15 protein-coding genes are annotated in these 18,182 nt (G+C 74.7%); 8 read left to right on the plus strand and 7 right to left on the minus strand.

All coding sequences use genetic code 11. From position 1 onward, the window contains the following. Positions 1-40: 40 nt before the first annotated feature. A complete protein-coding gene (locus CNX65_RS31140) occupies positions 41-493 on the plus strand; it encodes a metallopeptidase family protein (protein WP_015805014.1) in 453 nt (150 codons plus the stop codon). 750 nt (positions 494-1,243) lie between these two features. Here CNX65_RS31140 and CNX65_RS38080 read toward each other — a convergent pair. Further along, positions 1,244-5,236, minus strand: a complete 3,993-nt coding sequence (locus CNX65_RS38080; RefSeq protein WP_096496921.1) for a glycosyltransferase — start codon at positions 5,234-5,236, stop codon at positions 1,244-1,246. A gap of 215 nt (positions 5,237-5,451) precedes the next feature. Continuing rightward, positions 5,452-5,703 carry a WhiB family transcriptional regulator gene (locus CNX65_RS31150; protein WP_177154679.1) on the minus strand — a complete coding sequence of 84 codons (252 nt, stop codon included), beginning with the start codon at positions 5,701-5,703 and terminating at the stop codon, positions 5,452-5,454. Between the two features lie 314 nt (positions 5,704-6,017). Here CNX65_RS31150 and CNX65_RS31155 point away from each other — a divergent pair, with 314 nt between their 5' ends. The 4 genes from CNX65_RS31155 to CNX65_RS31170 are packed head-to-tail and all read left to right on the plus strand — an operon-like array spanning position 6,018 to position 9,668. Continuing rightward, on the plus strand, positions 6,018-6,767 hold the full coding sequence (locus CNX65_RS31155; protein ID WP_157767917.1) for a site-2 protease family protein: 750 nt from the start codon (positions 6,018-6,020) through the stop codon (positions 6,765-6,767). 24 nt (positions 6,768-6,791) lie between these two features. Next, the gene (cofD, locus tag CNX65_RS31160; RefSeq protein ID WP_096496923.1) at positions 6,792-7,757 is read left to right on the plus strand and encodes a 2-phospho-L-lactate transferase; all 966 of its coding nucleotides are present in this window, start codon (positions 6,792-6,794) and stop codon (positions 7,755-7,757) included. Continuing rightward, positions 7,750-9,120, plus strand: a complete 1,371-nt coding sequence (locus CNX65_RS31165) for a coenzyme F420-0:L-glutamate ligase (protein ID WP_177154673.1) — start codon at positions 7,750-7,752, stop codon at positions 9,118-9,120. The genes cofD and CNX65_RS31165 overlap by 8 nt, the downstream gene beginning before the upstream one ends. A gap of 2 nt (positions 9,121-9,122) precedes the next feature. After that, positions 9,123-9,668, plus strand: coding sequence for an NUDIX hydrolase (locus CNX65_RS31170; protein WP_096496925.1), 546 nt, complete (start codon positions 9,123-9,125; stop codon positions 9,666-9,668). Positions 9,669-10,125: 457 nt separating this feature from the next. Here CNX65_RS31170 and CNX65_RS31175 read toward each other — a convergent pair whose 3' ends face one another. Both CNX65_RS31175 and manB read right to left on the minus strand, forming a co-directional pair. Beyond that, on the minus strand, positions 10,126-11,070 hold the full coding sequence (locus tag CNX65_RS31175; RefSeq protein ID WP_096496926.1) for a DNA-3-methyladenine glycosylase family protein: 945 nt from the start codon (positions 11,068-11,070) through the stop codon (positions 10,126-10,128). 4 nt (positions 11,071-11,074) lie between these two features. Then, complete coding sequence (gene manB, locus CNX65_RS31180; protein WP_096496927.1) at positions 11,075-12,154, minus strand: mannose-1-phosphate guanylyltransferase; 1,080 nt, start codon at positions 12,152-12,154, stop codon at positions 11,075-11,077. Between the two features lie 218 nt (positions 12,155-12,372). Here manB and CNX65_RS31185 point away from each other — a divergent pair, with 218 nt between their 5' ends. Then, entirely contained in the window at positions 12,373-12,696 is a 324-nt protein-coding gene (locus CNX65_RS31185) for a hypothetical protein (RefSeq protein WP_232520083.1), read from the plus strand. Between the two features lie 175 nt (positions 12,697-12,871). Here CNX65_RS31185 and CNX65_RS31190 read toward each other — a convergent pair whose 3' ends face one another. From CNX65_RS31190 to CNX65_RS31200, 3 genes are all read right to left on the minus strand, one after another. After that, positions 12,872-13,729: a glycosyltransferase family 2 protein gene (locus tag CNX65_RS31190; protein WP_096496929.1), complete on the minus strand. Its 858-nt coding sequence runs from the start codon at positions 13,727-13,729 to the stop codon at positions 12,872-12,874. Positions 13,730-14,259: 530 nt separating this feature from the next. Next, entirely contained in the window at positions 14,260-15,393 is a 1,134-nt protein-coding gene (locus CNX65_RS31195) for a glycosyltransferase family 4 protein (protein WP_096496930.1), read from the minus strand. A gap of 173 nt (positions 15,394-15,566) precedes the next feature. Next, positions 15,567-16,631 carry a glycosyltransferase family 4 protein gene (locus CNX65_RS31200; protein ID WP_096496931.1) on the minus strand — a complete coding sequence of 355 codons (1,065 nt, stop codon included), beginning with the start codon at positions 16,629-16,631 and terminating at the stop codon, positions 15,567-15,569. Between the two features lie 106 nt (positions 16,632-16,737). On the opposite strand from CNX65_RS31200, the gene CNX65_RS31205 reads away from it, so the two are divergent. After that, complete coding sequence (locus tag CNX65_RS31205; RefSeq protein WP_232520084.1) at positions 16,738-17,679, plus strand: glycosyltransferase family 2 protein; 942 nt, start codon at positions 16,738-16,740, stop codon at positions 17,677-17,679. 16 nt (positions 17,680-17,695) lie between these two features. After that, positions 17,696-18,079 (plus strand): CU044_2847 family protein, encoded by a 384-nt coding sequence (locus tag CNX65_RS31210; RefSeq protein ID WP_096496933.1) that lies wholly within the window; start codon positions 17,696-17,698, stop codon positions 18,077-18,079. The last annotated feature ends 103 nt before the right edge of the window (positions 18,080-18,182 follow it).

Raw genomic sequence — 18,182 nt, forward strand, 5'->3', positions numbered from 1 at the left:
CCGAAGGGGTGAACGGGCTGACTAGTCTTGGGGCGTGGTGATGGCTCGGGGTTCACGGCGGCAGGGTCCTCCTCGGCGGCGCAGGCGCGACCGCCACGGGCGAGGGCTGCGCGGTCCGCTGTACCCGGCCACGATGCCCGCGGCCCGCAGCAGGGCGGAGCGGTTCGACGCGGTGGTGCTGGAGGCGCTGGAGCCGATCGAGGCCCGCTGGCGCACGGAGCTGACGCAGCTGGACGTCGCGGTGGACGACGTGCCCGACGTGGCGCCGTCGACGTCCGGCGAGGACGACGACGTGGTGGAGGACGGGAACGTCCCGCTGGCGCGGCTGATGCAGCCGGGGCAGGACCGGAGGGCCCGGATCGTGCTGTACCGGCGGCCGTTGGAGGCGCGGGCGAAGGACGGGGCCGATCTGGCGGACCTGGTGCACGACGTGCTGGTGGAGCAGGTGGCGAACTACCTGGGGCTGGACCCGGACGTCATCGACGGGGAGTAGTCGGCGGTGGTGGCGGGGCGGCGGGCTGCTCTCGCTGCTTGAACCACTTCGGGTTCCCGCTCCCACGACGGGAACCCGAACCCGATTCCCGAAGTGCTCACGGGGAAACCGCTCACCGTTTTCACCCGAATGCTTCACCCGACCGAGAAGTTCCAGTTGTGGAAAACCCGCGAGCAAACGCTTGCACCGCCCCGAGTTGTCAGTCCAAGCCGGTTGGATTGATTTCGGGGGCTGCTTCTGAAGTTGATCACCGGTACGGCCGTTCGGCGGCTTTCGGGGTGGACGCGAAAAACACTCACGACTGACCGGTGGAACTCGCGCGCGCAATCTGGGCCTCGCCGGGTGAGTTCGGCGGTGGACAAGCGCTTTCCACGGTTGTGGGGAACTCCGGGCCGCGAGGCGGGCTCCGCAGCTGCGGGTGGGTTCCAAGCCACGAGACGGGCTTTTCCACTGCGGTCGGGTTCCGGCCACGAGGTGAGATCCGCGACTGCGGGTGGGTTCCGAGCCGCGAGGCGGGCTCCTCCACTGCGGACAGGTTCTGGGCCGCGAGGCTGGCACTGCGGCTGCGGGCGGGTTCCGGTGGCCACAGGCAGGGCTAGGGCTGTGGCCTGGGCGGCAAGCGCTTGCCCGGTTGTGGCGGCCAGTGGTCGCCCCGTTGGGGTGGCCAGTGGTCGCCCCGTTGGGGTGGCCAGCGATCGCCCCGTTGGGGTGGCCAGCGATCGCCCCGTTGGGGTGGCCAGCGGTTGTCCGTCAGCGGCGGCGGGTGGGGAGCGCGGTGAGCAGCGTGACCAGGACGGCGGCGGCCTGGGTCAGCAGGAGCAGTTCGCGGAGCAGGGTCGGCGCCTCCACGCGCACGTCCGCCGCCTGCGCGGGCACCGGCACGGCCACCAGGTGGCCCCACGCGCGCAGCACCGGGACCGGTCTGCCGTCCGCGGTCGCGCGCCAGCCCGGTTCCTCCTCGGCGGCCAGGACGAGCACGCGTCCCGCCGGGCCGTCCGAGACCCGCGCGCCCGCGTCGGGCAGGTCGGCCGCCACCGGCACGACGCCGGGTGTGCCCTGGTCGGCGGGTGGGTCGCCGCCGGTTCGGGCGGTTCGGGCCAGTTCCGGGGACAGCAGGAGGGCGGTGCCGCCGGTGAGCAGCACCCGCAGCACAGGTCGACCGTCCGAGAGCGGCGGGGTGGTGGTGAGCAGGTCGCCCGCCGCCGCGCGCATCCGGTCGGCCTCGGCGCGGTCGCGCGGCACCACGAACGACACGCCGGACGCCGCCGCCTGCGCGAGCGCGGTCCGGGTGCGGCGCTGGTCGCCGCCGGTCAGGTCGCGGGTCCAGCGCGCCAGGCGGACCGGGCTGGACGGGGTCGGCGGGGTGTCGTCGTCGCCGAACGCCGGGAGCCTGCCCGCGACCTGCCTGGTCGGTTCGCCCAGGACCAGCACCGAGCGGTTCGTGGCGGGCAGTTCGGCGGCCAGGGTGGACGGCAGGCGGACGGGGTCGGCGCGGAGCGGGCCGTCGCGCAGGCCGAGGACTCCGGCCGGGACCAGCACCAGGAGCAGGATCACGAGCGCGGTGGCGGGGAGCAGCTTCGGCAGCCTGGCGCGGGGAGCGCGCGGCGGTTCGGCGTGGGGAACCGGTGGCGTGCCGGCGCGGGGAGCGTGCGGCGACCCGGTTCGGGTCGCAGGTGGCGCGACCAGGCCCGGTTGCGCGGTGGTGGGGCGGTGGCAGGCGGCCAGCAGCACGTGCACCAGGCCCCAGCCCGCCAGGACCAGGGGTGCGCCGGTCCAGCCCGTGTGGGCGTCGCCGCCACCCATCGGGGTGACCGGGAACGCGATCAGGGCCACCGCGGCGAACCCGGCCAGCACAACCGCCGCCGCGCCCGGCAGCATCGCGCGCGTCGGGCGCAGCCGCGCGGCGACCAGGGCGGCGGGCAGCAGCAGTGCGCCCGCCCACGGGAGCGCGCCGTCACCGCCAGGGGTCAGCGCGAGCAGCTCTGTCACCGAGACGGGCGGGGTGGGTTGGTGAGCGCCTACGCCGTGCAGCAGCACCACCGGGTGCTCCACGACCACGGCGGGCCACGGGAGCAGCAGCGCCATGGGGAGCAGGACGATGGCGAACAAGCCCGCCATCCGCCGCCTGCCGTCGCCGACCAGGGCGGGCACGGCCACGAAGCCGATCAGCGCGGCCAGTGCCACCAGCGCGTGGACCAGCGGCGAGAACGCGCCCAGCGCGGCGAGGCCCAGCGCCGTCCCGGACGCGACCGGCAGCCAGGCCGGGCCGGTGCCGCCGCGCAGGACGGCCGCCACACCGGCCAGCACGGGTGGTAGCAGGACGTGCACGACCACCACGTCCAGGCGACCTTGGGCCACTGCTGCGGTGGAGGCCGGTAGCAGGGCGTAGCAGGCGGCCAGGAAGGCTCTGACCGGTCGGGGGACGGGGGCGCGCCTGGTCGCGGCGTAGGCGGCCAGGCCGGCGAGCGGGGCGTCGCCGAGGAGGAGCAGCGCGGTCGCCGCCGCCGGACCGCCCAGGAGGGCTCCGGCCGTGCCCAGGACGGCCAGCGCGGCGGGGGCGGGCGCGGTGGTGCCGCCGGACACCGGGTGCCACGGCGACAGGTAAGCGGACCACAGGTCGGCCAGCGCGGGGACGGGCAGGAGGCGACCGCCCGCGAGGTCCAGCCCGAGGCGGCCGGAGTTGGCGACCAGCGCGAACAGGACCAGGCCCAGCGCCAGGAGGAGCGGCGGGCCGAGCAGGACCGAGCGCAGCACGGCCGCCCGGTCGACCTCGACGAACACCGCGCGGGGCAGCGGGGGTGGGAGAGGGGTGCCCCTCGGCACCGGGGACGGGCGGAGCGGGGTGGGGGTGATCGCCTCCGGGGCCGGGCGCGGAGTGGAGGCGGAAGGCGGGACGGAGGTGGAAGGCGGGACGGAGGCGGAGGACAGGGCGGGGACAAAAAGGGGGACGAGGGCGGAGGCCGCGTCTGGGGGCGGGGCCGCGCTAACGGCGGAGGCCGCGTCTGGGGCCGTGTCCGAGGGGCGGGCTGCGCCTGGAGCCGGGGTCGGGGCCGAGGCTGGGAGCGGGGTGGAGGTGGTGGGCGGGGCGGGGGTCGTGCCCAGGGGCGGGATCGGGGTCGGGGTGGAGGTGGCCGTCAGGGCGGGATCGGGGCCGGGGATGGACGCGGGGTTCGGGGCTGGAGCGCCGCCGGGGGCGGAGGCGGCGTTCAGGGCTGGAGCGCTGTCAGGGGCAGAGGCGGCGTTCAGGGCTGAAGAGCTGCCAGAGGTGGAGGCGGCGTTCAGGGTTGGAGCGCTGCCCAGGGTGGTGGCGGGGTTCGGGATGGGCAGGAGGACTGCCGTGGCGGGTTTGCGCAGGCCACCCGTGGTGCGCACCGGTCTGCGGCGGGGCAGGGCACCTGCGGGGAGTGCGTCCGGGCCCACGGGCCTGGGGAGGTCCTCGGGTTGCTGTTGCTGTTCCGGTTCCGGTTCCGGAGCGCGGGGTGGGGCGGTGGTGGGTGGGGTGGGGAGTTTGCCCAGGGCGGCGTCGGCCTCGACCCTGCGGCGGACCAGGTGGGTCGCGGTGGCTCGGGCGGTGTTGCGGAGGCGGGTGGTCCGGCTGGTCAGGAGGCCGGGGAGGGAGGCTCGGTGGGGGCGGGCGGCTCGGGCTGCGCGCAGGGACGCGCGGCCGGTGAGCAGGTGGTGGAGGGCGGTCAGCTCGGCTCGGGCGTCCGGGAGGCGGCGGAGCAGGAGCAGGCCCGCGGCGCGCAGGATCGAGAGCGCGGTCAGGCGCGGGAGGCCGAGGACGAACGCGGTGGGACCGGAGTTGATCAGGAGGACGCGCATTCCGTGCGTCCGCTCGGTCACGCGCAGGGCTGAGCGCGCCCTGCGCCTTGCCGGCACCGCACCTCGCGCACCAGCGCCAACGGGCGGTTCGGACCCGTCACCGACACCGGGGCCGTCCGGTTCCAGGAGCCGCTCGCCGGTGGTCAGGGCTCTGGCGTGGCGCAGGCGGGCCGCGGGCACCAGCAGCACGGAGTGGCCCGCCAGGTTGGCGCGCCAGCCCAGGTCCACGTCCTCCCCGACCAGGCCGAACGCGCGGTCGTAGCCACCCAGCCCGGTCCACGCCGACCTGCGCACCAGCGCACCCGCCGACCCGACCGCCAGCGCCTCCGAGGTCCGCTCGAACGCGCCCACCGGCTCGCCCCGGCCCACGCCGGTCTGGCGCCTGCCCGACGCGTCGGTCGACAGCCCGGCCTCGACCACCACCCGCGGATCGGCCCAGTCCACCACCAGCGGACCCAGCACGGCCGAGGACGGGGCGATCTCGGCGGTCGCGAGCAGCGCGGACAGGCAGCCGGGTTCGGGCGCGCTGTCGTCGTGCAGCACCCACACCCACGCGCCCGGATCACCCCAGCGCTCCTCGGCGTGCGCCACGGCGGCGTGCACCGCCTCCGCGAAACCGGTGGACCTGGGCAGGGTCAGCACGCCGCTGAGCAGCCCGGCGACCCCAACCGCCGCAGCAGCAGCGGGCGCAACTCCGGAGGGCGCGCCAGCAACAGGCACGCCCCCGACCCCCGCTGACGCGGCGGCCAGCAAAGCCGCCGTGCCGTCGCGCGAGCCGGTGTCCACGGCCAGGACGTGCCTGGGCGCGGGCCGCTGGGCGCGCAGCGCGGCCAGGGCCTCCCCCAGCCAGCGCTCACCGTCGTGGCACACCAGCACGGCCAGCACCGGAGCGGTGCGCGGAGCAGGGGTGCCGTGGGTCACCGCGCAGGCCCCCGTTCGTCCCGACCAGGTCTGGACGATCAACGCTAGGGCACCGCACCCACCTCGGCACACCAACGAGTGACGCCGAAGCGTCACCAACGGTCACACCGAGCACCCGAACGACACCGACCCCCGACGTCACACCGCCGACGACCAGCCCAGATTTCACCCCTCCGGGGGACAACTTCGCGTCGCGAAGCCCCCAGGACCCGAGCTCACACCGCGCGCTTCTTGAGCTTCCTCCGCTCGCGCTCGGACAGGCCGCCCCAGATGCCGAAGCGCTCGTCGTGAGCCAGCGCGTACTCCAAGCACTCGGAGCGCACCTCGCACCCCAGGCAGATGCGCTTCGCCTCCCTGGTCGATCCCCCCTTCTCGGGGAAGAACGCCTCCGGGTCGGTCTGCGCGCACAGGGCGCGCTCCTGCCAGTCCTGCTCGTCTGCCGGGTCGAACGAACCGCCGATCACCACAAGCTCACGCGCCTGCCCGTCGACCCCGTCAACCCGACCCCCGTCGAATTCCTGCAACCGTCCGCCTCCTCGCCTTCCGCTCTCCCCGGTTGGCGGACACCACTCGCCGTCCCCACAACGTCGAATGACACCGATGTGATTACACCTGTGTCACAACACCCGGTCAAGCCGAGTACACAGGACGGGGGATATTGGCGCGATCGGCGGCAAAAGGCTTGACTAGCAGCACAGACGGTGATTGTCGGGCTGCTCCGTGCGATAAGCCCTGCGCGGATGGCCCACGGACTACCCGGGGGTCACGGCACACTGGACCCGTGAAGAGTTCCGCAGTGCGACCCAGCCCACTGTTCCTCGGTCTCCTAGCCGCGACTGTGGCGGGGGCAGTGCTCACCGTTCTCGATTCAGAGATCGCGATCACCACGGGCACCGTGCTGCTCGTCCTGGGCGGTTGGGCGGTGTCGCTGTGCCTGCACGAGTTCGGCCACGCCATGGTCGCCTACAAGGGCGGTGACTTCGAGGTCCGCGACAAGGGCTACCTGACGCTGGACATCCGCCGCTACACCGACCCGGTGCTGAGCCTGGTCCTGCCGCTGCTGCTGCTCGCGTTCGGCGGCATCCCGCTGCCCGGCGGCGCGGTGTGGATCAACCACTACGCGCTGCGGTCGCGGCGGGTCGAGTCGTGGGTGTCGCTGGCGGGCCCGCTGAGCAACCTGGTGCTCGGCCTGCTGCTCGCGCTGTCCGTGGTGCTGTTCAGCCCGCCCCTGGCCCTGGCCGCCGCCCTGTCCTACCTGGCGCTGCTCCAGGTGCTCGCGTTCACCCTGAACATCCTGCCCGTCCCCGGCCTCGACGGCTGGGGCGCGATCGAGCCGTGGCTGCCGCCGAACGTGCGCGCGTTCGGCGCGAAGGCCCGCCCGTGGGCCCCGCTGGCGCTGTTCGCCGTCCTGATCGGCCTGCCCGCGCTCGCCCGGCCGTTCTTCGACCTCGCCTACTGGGTGTTCGGGCTGGTCGGCGGGGACGCGGTGCTCGCCTACTACGGGCAGAGCACCTTCCTGTTCTGGCGCTGACCCCCGGTGGGAGGATGGCCCCCCGTGAAGGTCGTCGTGGTGGTTGGCGGGGTTGGCGGGGCGCGGTTCCTGGTGGGGCTCAAGTCCCTGCTCGCGGGGTCCGAGCACGAGATCACGGCGGTGGTGAACACCGGTGACGACGTGTGGATGCACGGTCTGCGGATAACGCCCGACCTGGACACCTGCATGTACACCCTGGGTGGCGGCATCGACGCCGAGCGCGGGTGGGGCCGGGCAGGCGAGTCGTGGGTGGTCAAGGAGGAGCTGGCCGCCTACGGGGCCGACCCGGAGTGGTTCGGGCTCGGTGACCGGGACATCGCGACCCACCTGGTGCGCACCCGGATGCTGAACGCGGGCTACCCGCTGTCGGCCGTGGTCGAGGCGCTGTGCCACCGCTGGCAGCCGGGCGTGCGCCTGCTGCCGATGAGCGACGACCGCGTCGAGACGCACGTGGTCGTCGAGGACGACGGCGGGCGCAGGGCCATCCACTTCCAGGAGTGGTGGGTCAAGCACCGGGCGAAGCTGCCCGCGCTGTCGTTCGCGTCGGTCGGCGCGGAGAAGGCGCGGCCCGCGCCGGGCGTGCTGGACGCGATCGCCGAGGCGGACGCGGTCGTGCTGGCCCCGTCGAACCCGGTGGTGAGCGTGGGCACGGTGCTGGCGGTGCCGGGCATCCGGGACGCGCTGCGCAAGACGTCGGCGGGCGTGGTGGGCCTGTCGCCGATCATCGGCGGCAAGCCGCTGCGCGGCATGGCGGACGCGTGCCTGTCCGCGATCGGCGTGGAGACCTCGGCCGAGGCGGTCGGGCGGCTGTACGGGTCGCGGCGGATGTCGGAGGACGGCGTGCTGGACGCGTGGCTGGTGCACAGCGGCGACCGGTGCGACGTGCCGGGCGTGGCGGTGCGGGCGGTGCCGCTGCTGATGTCCTCGCCCGAGGCGACCGCGGAGATGGCGCGGGCCGCGCTGGACCTGGCGGGGGCCGACGTTGACTGAGCGCGAGGCCCCTCGGGCGGTCGTGGAGCCCTCCGGCGCGGACCACGCGGCTTCCGGGGGCGTGACGATCCTGCCGGTGCCCGGCCTGCCGGAGTTCCGGCCGGGCGACGACCTGGCGGGCGCGCTCGCGACCGCCGCGCCGTGGCTGGCCGACGGCGACGTGGTCGTGGTGACCAGCAAGGTCGTCTCGAAGGTCGAGGGCAGGCTGGTGCGGGTGCCCGCCGACCCGGAGGAGCGGGACGCGGTGCGCAGGCACTGGGTGCGCGCCGAGGCGGTGTCGGTGATCGCGCGGAAGAACCGCACGCTGATCACCGAGAACAAGCTGGGCGTCATCCAGGCGGCCTCCGGCGTGGACGCCTCGAACGTGGCGGGCGACGAGATCGCGCTGCTCCCGGTGGACCCGGACGCGTCGGCCGCCGCGCTGCGGGCGAGGCTGGCGGAGCTGCTGGGCGTGGCGGTGGCCGTGGTGGTCACCGACACGATGGGCCGGGCCTGGCGGGTCGGGCAGACCGACGCGGCGATCGGCGCGGCGGGCCTGGCGGTGCTGCACCGGTACGCGGGCTCGGTGGACCGGCAGGGCAACTCCCTGGTGGTGACCGAGGTGGCGGTGGCCGACGAGATCGCCGCGGCGGCCGACCTGGTCAAGGGCAAGCTGGGCGCGGTCCCGGTGGCCGTGGTGCGCGGCCTGCCGACCACCGACGACGGCTCGACGGCCCGCGACCTGGCCCGCCCGGTCGAGGACGACCTGTTCCGCATGGGCACGGCGGAGGCGATCGCGAAGGGCCGCGCCGAGGCGCTGCTGGTGCGCCGGTCCGTGCGCGCGTTCACCGACGAGCCGGTGGACCCGGCTCTGCTGCGCAGGGCGGTGGGCGCGGCCCTGACCGCACCGGCGCCGCACCACACCCGGCCGGTCCGGTTCGTGCACGTGCGGGAGCGCCGGACGGCGCTGCTGGACGCCATGCGGGAGCGCTGGCGCGAGGACCTGCGCGCCGACGGCCTGTCCGAGGAGGCCGTGGCCAGGCGCACCGCGCGCGGGGACTTCCTGCGCGACGCCCCGGAGATCGTGCTGCCCTTCCTGATCAGGTCGGGCGCGCACGCCTACCCGGACGAGCGCAGGGCCGAGGCCGAGCGCACCATGTTCACGATCGCGGGCGGGGCCGCCGTGCAGGGCCTGCTGGTGGCGCTGGCCGCCGAGGGCGTCGGCTCGTGCTGGGTGTCGTCCACGATCTTCTGCCCGGACGTGGTCCGCGCGGCGCTGGACCTGCCGTCGTCGTGGGAACCGCTGGGCGCGGTGGCGGTGGGCCACCCGGTCGAGCCCCTGGAGGCCAGGCCGCTCGTGGAGGAAGGGTTCGTGGAGCTGTGAGCGTGGACGGGCTGCGCGCGAGCGCGCTGGCGGTGCTCGGGGACTGGAAGCCGGGGACGGCGGAGCAGGAGGCGTTGCGGCAGGCCTACCTGGGCTTCCTGCTGGCCAGGCCGGACGCGTGCGCCCGCGCCTGCGAACCGGGCCACCTGACCGCGTCCGCCGTGGTGCTGGACGCGAGCGGCGAACGGGTGCTGCTGACCCTGCACCCCAGGGTCGGGCGCTGGTTGCAACTGGGCGGGCACTGCGAGGAGACCGACGCGACCCTGCCGGACGCCGCGATGCGCGAGGCGACGGAGGAGTCGGGGATTCCGGGCCTGGTGCTGGACCCGGAGCCGGTGCACCTGGACGTGCACCCGATCACCTGCTCGCTGGGCAAGCCAACGCGGCACTTCGACGTGCGCTTCGTGGTCAGGGCCCCGGAGGGGGCGGTACCGGTGATCAGCGCGGAGTCGAAGGACCTGCGGTGGTGGCCGGTGGACGACCTGCCGGAAAACACCGAGGACCTCCGCCCGCTGATCGCGGCGGCGCGAGCACGCACGAAAACCTGACCCAAGCACCGGACGCGACCCGCAGCCAACCGCACCAAGCCACAGCCGAACTGCTTCACGGGTTGACCGCTTCGCGGGTTGACCGCCTCGCGGGCTGCACTGCCCTTCACCGCCTCGCGGGCTGCGGGGCGAGCGAAGCGAGCCCGCAGCCAGCCAATCCCGCGTCCCTCTTCTCCGTTTGGCCTGGCGAAGCCCGAGCGCAGGTGTCAAGACGCCGCCGCACTATGCGGCAGACCGGGGTGTCAAACGGCGTCTTGACGCCTGTGCTTGCCTGAAAGGAGGCCAAACGGAGAAGAGGGACCCGGACCACCGCAGTGGTAAACGGGACCACAGGACCAACGGTCACCGGCCGGCAGAGCCCGTCCCCCTCTTTTTTGGAGGTCTGCCCCGCCGGCGAGGCGTGCTTTTAAGCTCTTGATCTTCAAGCTCTTGACCTTCAAGCCCTTGATCTACACCCCTAAACCCGCCGATGATCACGAGCCGAGAACCGCACCCCGCGCCGAGGCGCTCGAACCCCGCTGAGCAGCAGGAACACCACCGCCCGATGCCGCTGCGGCGCGTACGGCGCCAGCAACCCGGCCATCCCGTCGTCGTCCACCGGCCCACCGGTCAACGCGTGCCCAACGGTCTTGGCCAGGTGAAAATCCCCAAAGCTGACCGCGTCCGCGTCCCCCCAGGCCCGCTGCGCGACCTCAGCAGCGGTCCACACCCCGATACCCGGCACCTTCCGCAGCAGCTCACGCCCCAGCACGCCCTTGATCCCGGCTGCGGCCTCCAACCGGTGCGCGACCTGCGCCGCCGCGACCAGCGTGCGCCGCCGGGCCCCGTCGACCCCGGCCGCGTGCCACTCCCAGTCCGCCAACCGGGCCACCACCCGAGGCCCGACCGGCACGTGCAGCGGCACCGGCGTCGGTCCCGGCGCGCGCTCACCGAATCGCACGCACAGCTGCCGGTACGACCGCTGCGCCTCCGTCCCGGTGACCTTCTGCTCCAGGACCGCGGGCAGCAGCGCGTCCCACACCCGCCGGGTGGAGCACAGCCGCACCCCCGGCCTGCGCCGCCTGCTCTCGGCGACCAGCGGGTGGTGCGCGACGAACCCGGAATCGTCGTCGTCCGCGCCGAGCAGCGCGGGCAGCCCGTCGAGGAGCCACTCCGCGCCGGGCCCCCAGGCCCGCGCGTCGACCCCACCGGCGGCGACCGCGAGCCGGAGCGTGCCCGCGCCGCGGGGAGTCCCCGCCGCGAGCCACACCGCCCCTCCGGCCTCCCGGTGGAACGACGGGTCCCCCGGCCCCCGCCGCACCGGCGCGACCACCGCGCCGACGTCGACCGGGAACGGCGGCGACCAGGACCGCGCCAGGGGGGACTCCCCCGGCGCGGCCCCGGCCGTCACACCTCCGAGCACCGGGCTACACGTCGGCGGAGAAGCGAACCCCCGCCTCCGGCAGCACGACCCCCGGCCACACCCTGACCCCGTCGCGCAGCTCGCACCGCGCGCCGATCACCGCGCCGTCGCCGATCACCGCGTCGGCCACGACCGCGCCCGCCTGCACGAGCGCGCCCGCGCCGACGACGCTCCGCTCCACGACCGCGCCCTCGCCGATCACCGCGCCCTCGAAGAGCACCGCCCCGTCGAGCACCGCGCCCTCGGCGACGGTGCAGCCCGCGCCGACCGTCGTGCCGCCGCGCAGCACCGCGCCCTCGTGCACGGTCGCACCGGCCTTGATCAGCGCCTCACCGGTGCCCTCGGTCAGCGCGGCCGACGGCGCGATCCCGCGCACGAGGTCCGTGGACCCCTGCACGAACGCGGCGGGCGTGCCCAGGTCCAGCCAGTACGAGGTGTCCACGTGACCCTGCAGCCGGGCGCCGCCCGCGAGCAGGCCGGGGAACGTCTCCCGCTCCACGGAGACGGGACGACCGGCCGGGATGGCCTCGACGACCTCGCGCTTGAAGACGTAGCAGCCCGCGTTGATCTGGTCCGTCGGCGGGTTCTCGGTCTTCTCCAGGAACGCGGTGACCCGCCCGTCCTCGTCGGTGGGCACGCAGCCGAACCGGCGCGGGTCGTCCACCTTGACCAGGTGCAGGGTCACGTCCGCCTCGGCCGTGCGGTGCGTGTTCAGCACCCCGCGCAGGTCGACGCCGGAGAGGATGTCCCCGTTGAAGATCATGACGTCGGGCTCGCGGAGCAGGTGGGCGACGTTGCGGATGGCGCCCGCCGTGTCCAGCGGCTCCTCCTCCACGACGTACTCCAGCTCCAGCCCCAGGTCCGCGCCGTCGCCGAAGTGCTCCTCGAACACCTCGGCCTTGTAGGACGTGCCCAGCACCACGTGCCTGATGCCCGCCTCGCGGATGCGCGACAGCAAGTGGGTGAGGAAGGGCACCCCCGCGGTCGGCAGCATGGGCTTGGGGGCGGACAGGGTCAGGGGGCGCAGGCGGGTCCCCTTGCCCCCGACCAGAACCACCGCCTCGGCGCCTTGCAGCTCCGACATGCCGTTTTTCCTCCTCCGCTTACTTCCGCTCGTGCTTGCGAATACTCTGGCAGAAACGCCCCGCTGACAGGGCCGGTGGTTCCGGGTCGGTGGAGCGTCACAGATCGCAGCGCCGGCGCCCGCCGGCCCGACGGACCGCAGGAGTGAGCCGGATGGATCCCCGTGCTAGGGCTGATGCCGTGCTCGCCCGTGCCCGCGCACGCGGCGGTGTCCACATCGTGACGCCGAACAACATGACCTCGCCGATGGACTCGTCGTCGACCCAGCAGATCCCGCGCAGCGTGGTGGAGGCCGCCGAGCCGAAGGGGCCGGACCCGGACTCCACGATGATCCTGACCACGAGGATCGCGAACGGGCTGCAGGACGTCCCGCCTCCGCCGCCCGCGGTGAAGACGCCTCCGCCCGAGCCGGAGGAGCGGGTCGCGCCGGGGCCGGTGCCCACGGTGCAGCAGGTGGCCAGCAGGCCCTCGCTGTCGCAGCGGTTGTCCGGCGGGCAGGGGCAGCAGGGTGGGCTGGCGGGGCGGTTGAACGGCGAGGGGTGAGGTTCGGCGAGCGCCTGACCGCCCGAACGCCCGGCCGCGCGTGACGGTGGTCACTGGGGCGGCCGGGCGTGTCCTCGCTGGTCGGTGTGCGCGCGCCGGGTGGGTTGCTTGCGGGCGGTGGGTTGCTTGCGGGCGGTGGGTTGCTTGCGGGCGGTAAGCGGTGGGCTGCGGGCGGTCAGGCCCTGCGGGTGAGGAGCTTGAGGCGCAGGCCGAGGCCCAGGCGGACCGCCAGGAGCATCGGGGCCCAGACCAGGCCCTGGTGGCGGTCGGACAGGTAGCGGTAGGCGCTGCTGTGGTGGGCGGCGAGCATCCGGCCCGAGGCCTTCTTGGTGGACGCGCCGCCGATGTGCACGACCTCCGCGGTCGGGACGTAGACGTTCAGCCAGCCGGCCTTGGCCATGCGGTCGCCGAGGTCGACGTCCTCGAAGTACATGAAGTAGCGGGCGTCGAAGCCGTCGACGGAGTCGAAGGCCTCGCGGCGCAGGAGCAGGCAGGAGCCGGACAGCCAGCCGGCGGTGCGCTCGGTGATGCCGGTGCGCTCCTGGCGGTACTCGCGGGTCCAGGGGTTCGAGGGCCACACCTTGGCGAACAGCGCGTGCCCGATCCCCCGGCCGAGTGAGGGGAGCAGGCGCGCGGACGGGTAGACCTCGCCGTCCGGTTCGCGGACCAGGGGGCCGAAGGCGCCGCCCCTGGGCCAGCGGGTCGCGGCGTCGAGGAGGCGGTCGAGGCTGCCCTCGCCCCACTCCAGGTCGGGGTTGGCGATCACGATCCAGCCGATCGAGTCGTCCAGTGCGGCGACTCCGCGGTTCGCACCGCCGCCGTAGCCGAGGTTGCCGCCGGTGGGCACGAACTCGACGTCGTCGCGATCGGCGGCTGCGCGTTCGGGCACGCCGTCGGTGGAGCCGTTGTCCGCGAGCACGACCCGGACGGGCCGGGTGGTGGCCCCGGCGAGGGTGTCCAGGAAGCGGTCGAGGGTGTCACCTGGGGAGTAGGTGACCGTCACCACCGCGAGGTCGTCTCCGTAGCGCGTCACGCGGCTCACCCTAGTGGTGCGTTCGGGGGTGAGGGCTTGAGGGGGACGGGGGGAAGATCAAGAGCTGAAGGTCAAGAGCTGAAGAGCACGCCTCGCCGGCGGGGCAGACCTCCAAAAAAGAGGGGACACGGGCTCTGCCGGCCGGTGACGCTTCTGTTGGTGGTCCCGTTTACCACTGCGGTGGGCGGGGTCCCTCTTCTCCGTTTGGCCTCCTTTCAGGCAAGCACAGGCGTCAAGACGCCGTATGACCAGGCAGTCTGCCGCGGCAGTGCGGCGGCGTCTTGACACCTGCGCTCGGGCTTCGCCAGGCCAAACGGAGAAGAGGGACGCGGGATTGGGTGGCTGCGGGCTCGCTGCGCTCGCCCCGCAGCCCGCGAGGCGGTGAAGGGCGGTGCAGCTCGCGAAGCGGTGCAGGGCGGTGCAGCCCGCGAAGCGGTGCAGGGCGGTGCGGCCTGCTAGGTGGTCAAAGGGCTTGCGAAGTGGTGACGGGCCCCGCCGGTGGTGCTGTGTGGGGTTGCCGGCGGGGGTGGTCAGCGTTTGGTGGCCTGGTGGGCGTGTGCGGCTCGGGCGTAGGCGAGGCGGTGGCGGGCTGCGGAGGTTTCCCAGGAGAAGTCCTTCGCGCGGACCAGGGCCGCCGTCGACAGGGCGTGCCTGCGGGACGGGTCGTCCAGGAGGGACGTCAGGGCTGCGGCGATGTCGCCTGCGCCTACGCCGCAGTAGGCGACGGCGTCGCCGCCCACCTCGGGGAGGCTGAGGCGGCGGGTGGTCAGGACGGCTGCGCCGCAGGCCATGGCCTCCAGGACGGGGAGGCCGAAGCCCTCGCCCAGTGAGGGGTAGGCGACCAGTTCCGCGCCGCCGAGGAAACCGGCGAGGTCGTCGAAGGGGAGGTAGCCGGCGCGGATCACCCGGATCCGGTGCGGGACCGAGTCGAGGGCGCGTTCCACCTGGCCGTCCCAGCCGGGTTGGCCCGCCAGCACCAGGGCTGGGGGGTTCGCGCGGCCTTGGCAGGCCCTGGCGAAGCCCCGGATCAGGGCCGGGACGTTCTTGCGGGGTTCCAGGGCGCCCAGGAAAGCCACGTACGGGGTGGCGCCCAGGCCCAGGGAGGCGCGGACCGACGCGACCTGCTGGGGGGTCGGGGGGTGGAAGCGCTCGGTGTCCACGCCGTGCTGGGCTATGTGCAGGGCGGTGCGGTCCGCGCCTGCCACGCGGGCCAGCTCGTCCGCGGTGGCGTGGCTGGGGACGACGCACAGGGACGCCCTGCGCAGGGACGCCCGCGTCCAGGCCCGGAAGAACCGGGCCTTGACCGAGGAGTGCAGCGCCGGGTCGGTGAAGAAGGTGGCGTCGTGCAGGGTCACGACGGACGCGGCTCGGCTGGCCAGGGGCAGCGTGTAGTGCGGCGAGTGCACGACGTCCACGCCGAGGCGGGCTACCAGCCTGGGCAGCGAGGCCTGCTCCCAGGTGAGCCGGGCGGTTCGGGTGGCTACCGCCTCGGCCGCCGCGATGACGCGGGAGGTCGGGGCCAGCCTGCGGTAGTGGGACGCGTCTCGTGGCTGGCACACCACGCTGACGCCCGCGCCGTCCGCGTCGAGCGCGGCGACCAGCGAGTCCACGTACCTCCCGACCCCGCCCCGATCCGCGGGGACGGCGGTGGCGTCGATCAGCACGCTGGGTTCGACGGGTGGCACGCCGAGAAGGGTACGACCAGCGTTCACAGCGCCGTTGGCGAATGCCCCGAACGATTCGACAACGCTCGCCCGGCGAATCGCGGGGGAATGTGTTCCCCCTGGTGGGAGCGCGCGCGGGAAAGCGCCGTCCCGGACCGGGGGTTCCGCGCCGCTCACCGCGCGCCGCGCTCTGCGGAAGCGGTGGCGGCCTGGGCGAGGTGGAGTTCCCAGACGGCTCGGGCCGCCCGCTCCCAGGTGAAGTCCTCGGCCCTGCGGCGGCCCGCCGCGGCCAGGCGAGCGGCGAGGGGGCGGTCGGTCAGGACCGAGCGGAGAGCGGCCTCCAGGGACCTCGGGTCGCCGCGCTCGGCCACCAGGCCCGCTCCCCCGGCCACCTCCACCAGGGCGGGCGCGTCGGAGTGGACGACGGGCACCCCTTCGGACATGGCCTCCACGAGCGGCAGGCCGAAGCCCTCGGCGAGGCTGGGGACGGCCAGGGCGGTGGCGCCGCGCAGGACGTGGGCCAGCTGGGGGTCGGGCAGCTTGCCCAGCAGGCGGACGTGCGGGGCGGACAGGTCCACCTCGCCCCAGCCCCGTTGGCCGACGACCAGGAGCGGGACGCCCAGCCGCGCGGTGGCGGCCACGAGGGCCTCCAGGCCCTTGCGGGGCTCGATGGTGCCGATGGCCAGGACGTAGCGGTCCGGGACGTCGGCCAGGGGGGAGGACTCGCCCAGCGGGGTCACCCCGTGGGGGATGGCGATCGGGGGCGCGGCGCAGGGGACCCTGGTCCTCAGGTCGTCCGCCACCGCCAGGGTGGGCACGACCAAGGGGGTCGGGCGGGCCGCGGCGCGGGCGATGACGCGGCGGTGCCAGGCCGCGCCGCGGGGGGTGAGGGTCTCGGGGTGGGTCCAGGGGACGGTGTCGTGGACGGTCACCACGACCCGGCCGCGCGGCGGGGCCAGCGGGGTCGGGGCGTGCACGGCGTCACCGCCCGGCCAGTACGGCACGCCCCGCTCCCAGGCGGCGATCAGCGCCCTGCGGGGGATCGGGAGCACCCTCGGCGCCCCCACGCCGGGCACGGCCGCGGCGGAGGGGTCGGGGTGCCTGCTCACGGCGGTGGTCACGGTCCAGCCGGGCGGGGCGGTCGCGGCGAGGGCCGCGGTGAGCTCTCGGGTGTAGCGGCCGGTGCCGCCGGGGACCGGGGCCAGCAGCTGCTCGGCGAGCACAACCAGGTTCGGCACGGCGGGTACGGTCTCACGCGCGGTGTCAGCTGGTGGTGGGGGTTCGCGCGTTCGTGGGCGAGATCCGGGCGCGGTGGCCCCCGCGGGCCGCGTAGCGTCTCCGGCCGTGTCGAACCCGAGCGCTGCGCCCAGCCCGAGCACGACGGTGGTCGTGGTGACCTGGCGTGGGCGCGAGCACGTCACCGACTGCCTCGACGCGCTCTCCGCGCAGCGGCGGGCGCACCGGCTGCTCGTCGTGGACAACGCCTCCGACGACGGCACCGCCGGGCTGCTGGCCGCGCACCCGAGCCGCCCCGAGGTGGTGCGGCTGCCGCGCAACGCCGGGTACGCGGGCGCGCTGGCCGCCGTGCTGCCCCGCGTGGGCACCGAGTTCGTGGCCTGGCTCAACGACGACGCCGCGCCCGAGCCGACCTGGCTGGCCGCGCTGGAGGACGAGCTGCGGCGCGACCGGGGGGCCGCGGCGGCGACCTCCTCGATGCTGCTGCCGGACGGGTCGACCCAATCGGTCGGGGTGCGGATCACCGCCGACGGGCACGGGGCCGACCTGGTGCTCGCCGGGCGGGACGTGTTCGGGTTCTGCGGCGGGGCCGCGCTGGTCCGGACCGCCGAGCTGGTGGGCGCGGGCGGGGTTCCCGGCTCGTTCTTCTGCTACTACGAGGACACCGACACGTCGTGGCGGCTCCGGTTGTCGGGTCACCGGGTCGTGTCGGTGGGGCCCGCGCGGGTGCGGCACCGGCACGGGGCCAGCAGCGAGCCCGGCTCGCCGCTGTTCCACCGGTGGAACGAGCGGAACCGGCTGCTCATGCTGCTGCGCTGCGCGCCCGCCGGGGTGGCGCTGCGCGAGCTGGCGCGGTTCGCCGCCATCACCGCGCTGCTGCCGGTGCGCGGAGGGCGGCCCGAAGGGGCGAACTTCCGGGTGGGGCTGCGACTGCGGGTGATCGGCGAGGTGCTGCTGCGGCTGCCGTCCGCACTCGTGCAGCGCGCCGCGATCGGTCGGCGTGCCAAGGTGTCCAGGGCCGACGTCTGGCGCGAGTGGGCCGGGCGCTGACACACCGGGAGGGCCTGTGGCCGAGTACGTCGAGGTGCGGACCGAGGACGGCGACTTAGTGCCGTTCGAGATCGACGAGGAGCACGACGGGCCCGTCCGGGTCGGCAGGCGGTGGGACCGGACCAAGGAGCTGGCCGAGGACACCCTGGAGGGCGGCGTCGAGCTGGCCAGGTCCGTCGCCGGGACGGTCGCGCAGCGGATCGGGTCGCTGCGCTCCCCCGCGCCCGACCGGGTGGCCGTCGAGATCGGGCTGAAGGTGGGCGCCTCCGGGCTGTTCGCGATCGCCCGCTCCACCGCCGAGGCCCACGTCAAGATCACGGTCGAGTGGCAGCGGGAGAGCCTGGCGACCGTGGAGGCCGAGCGGGACGAGGACGGGGAAGAGCCGGGTGGCGGCGACTGAGGCGCGTGGTGGCGCGGCGGTCGCGGCGGGCCCCGGCTGAACCCGTCGGAGGCATAAACCACCGTGACCGCCCGCTGCGGAGCGTGATGAGGCAGGCTTAGCG

Source organism: Actinosynnema pretiosum, assembly GCF_002354875.1.
Lineage (GTDB): Bacteria > Actinomycetota > Actinomycetes > Mycobacteriales > Pseudonocardiaceae > Actinosynnema > Actinosynnema auranticum.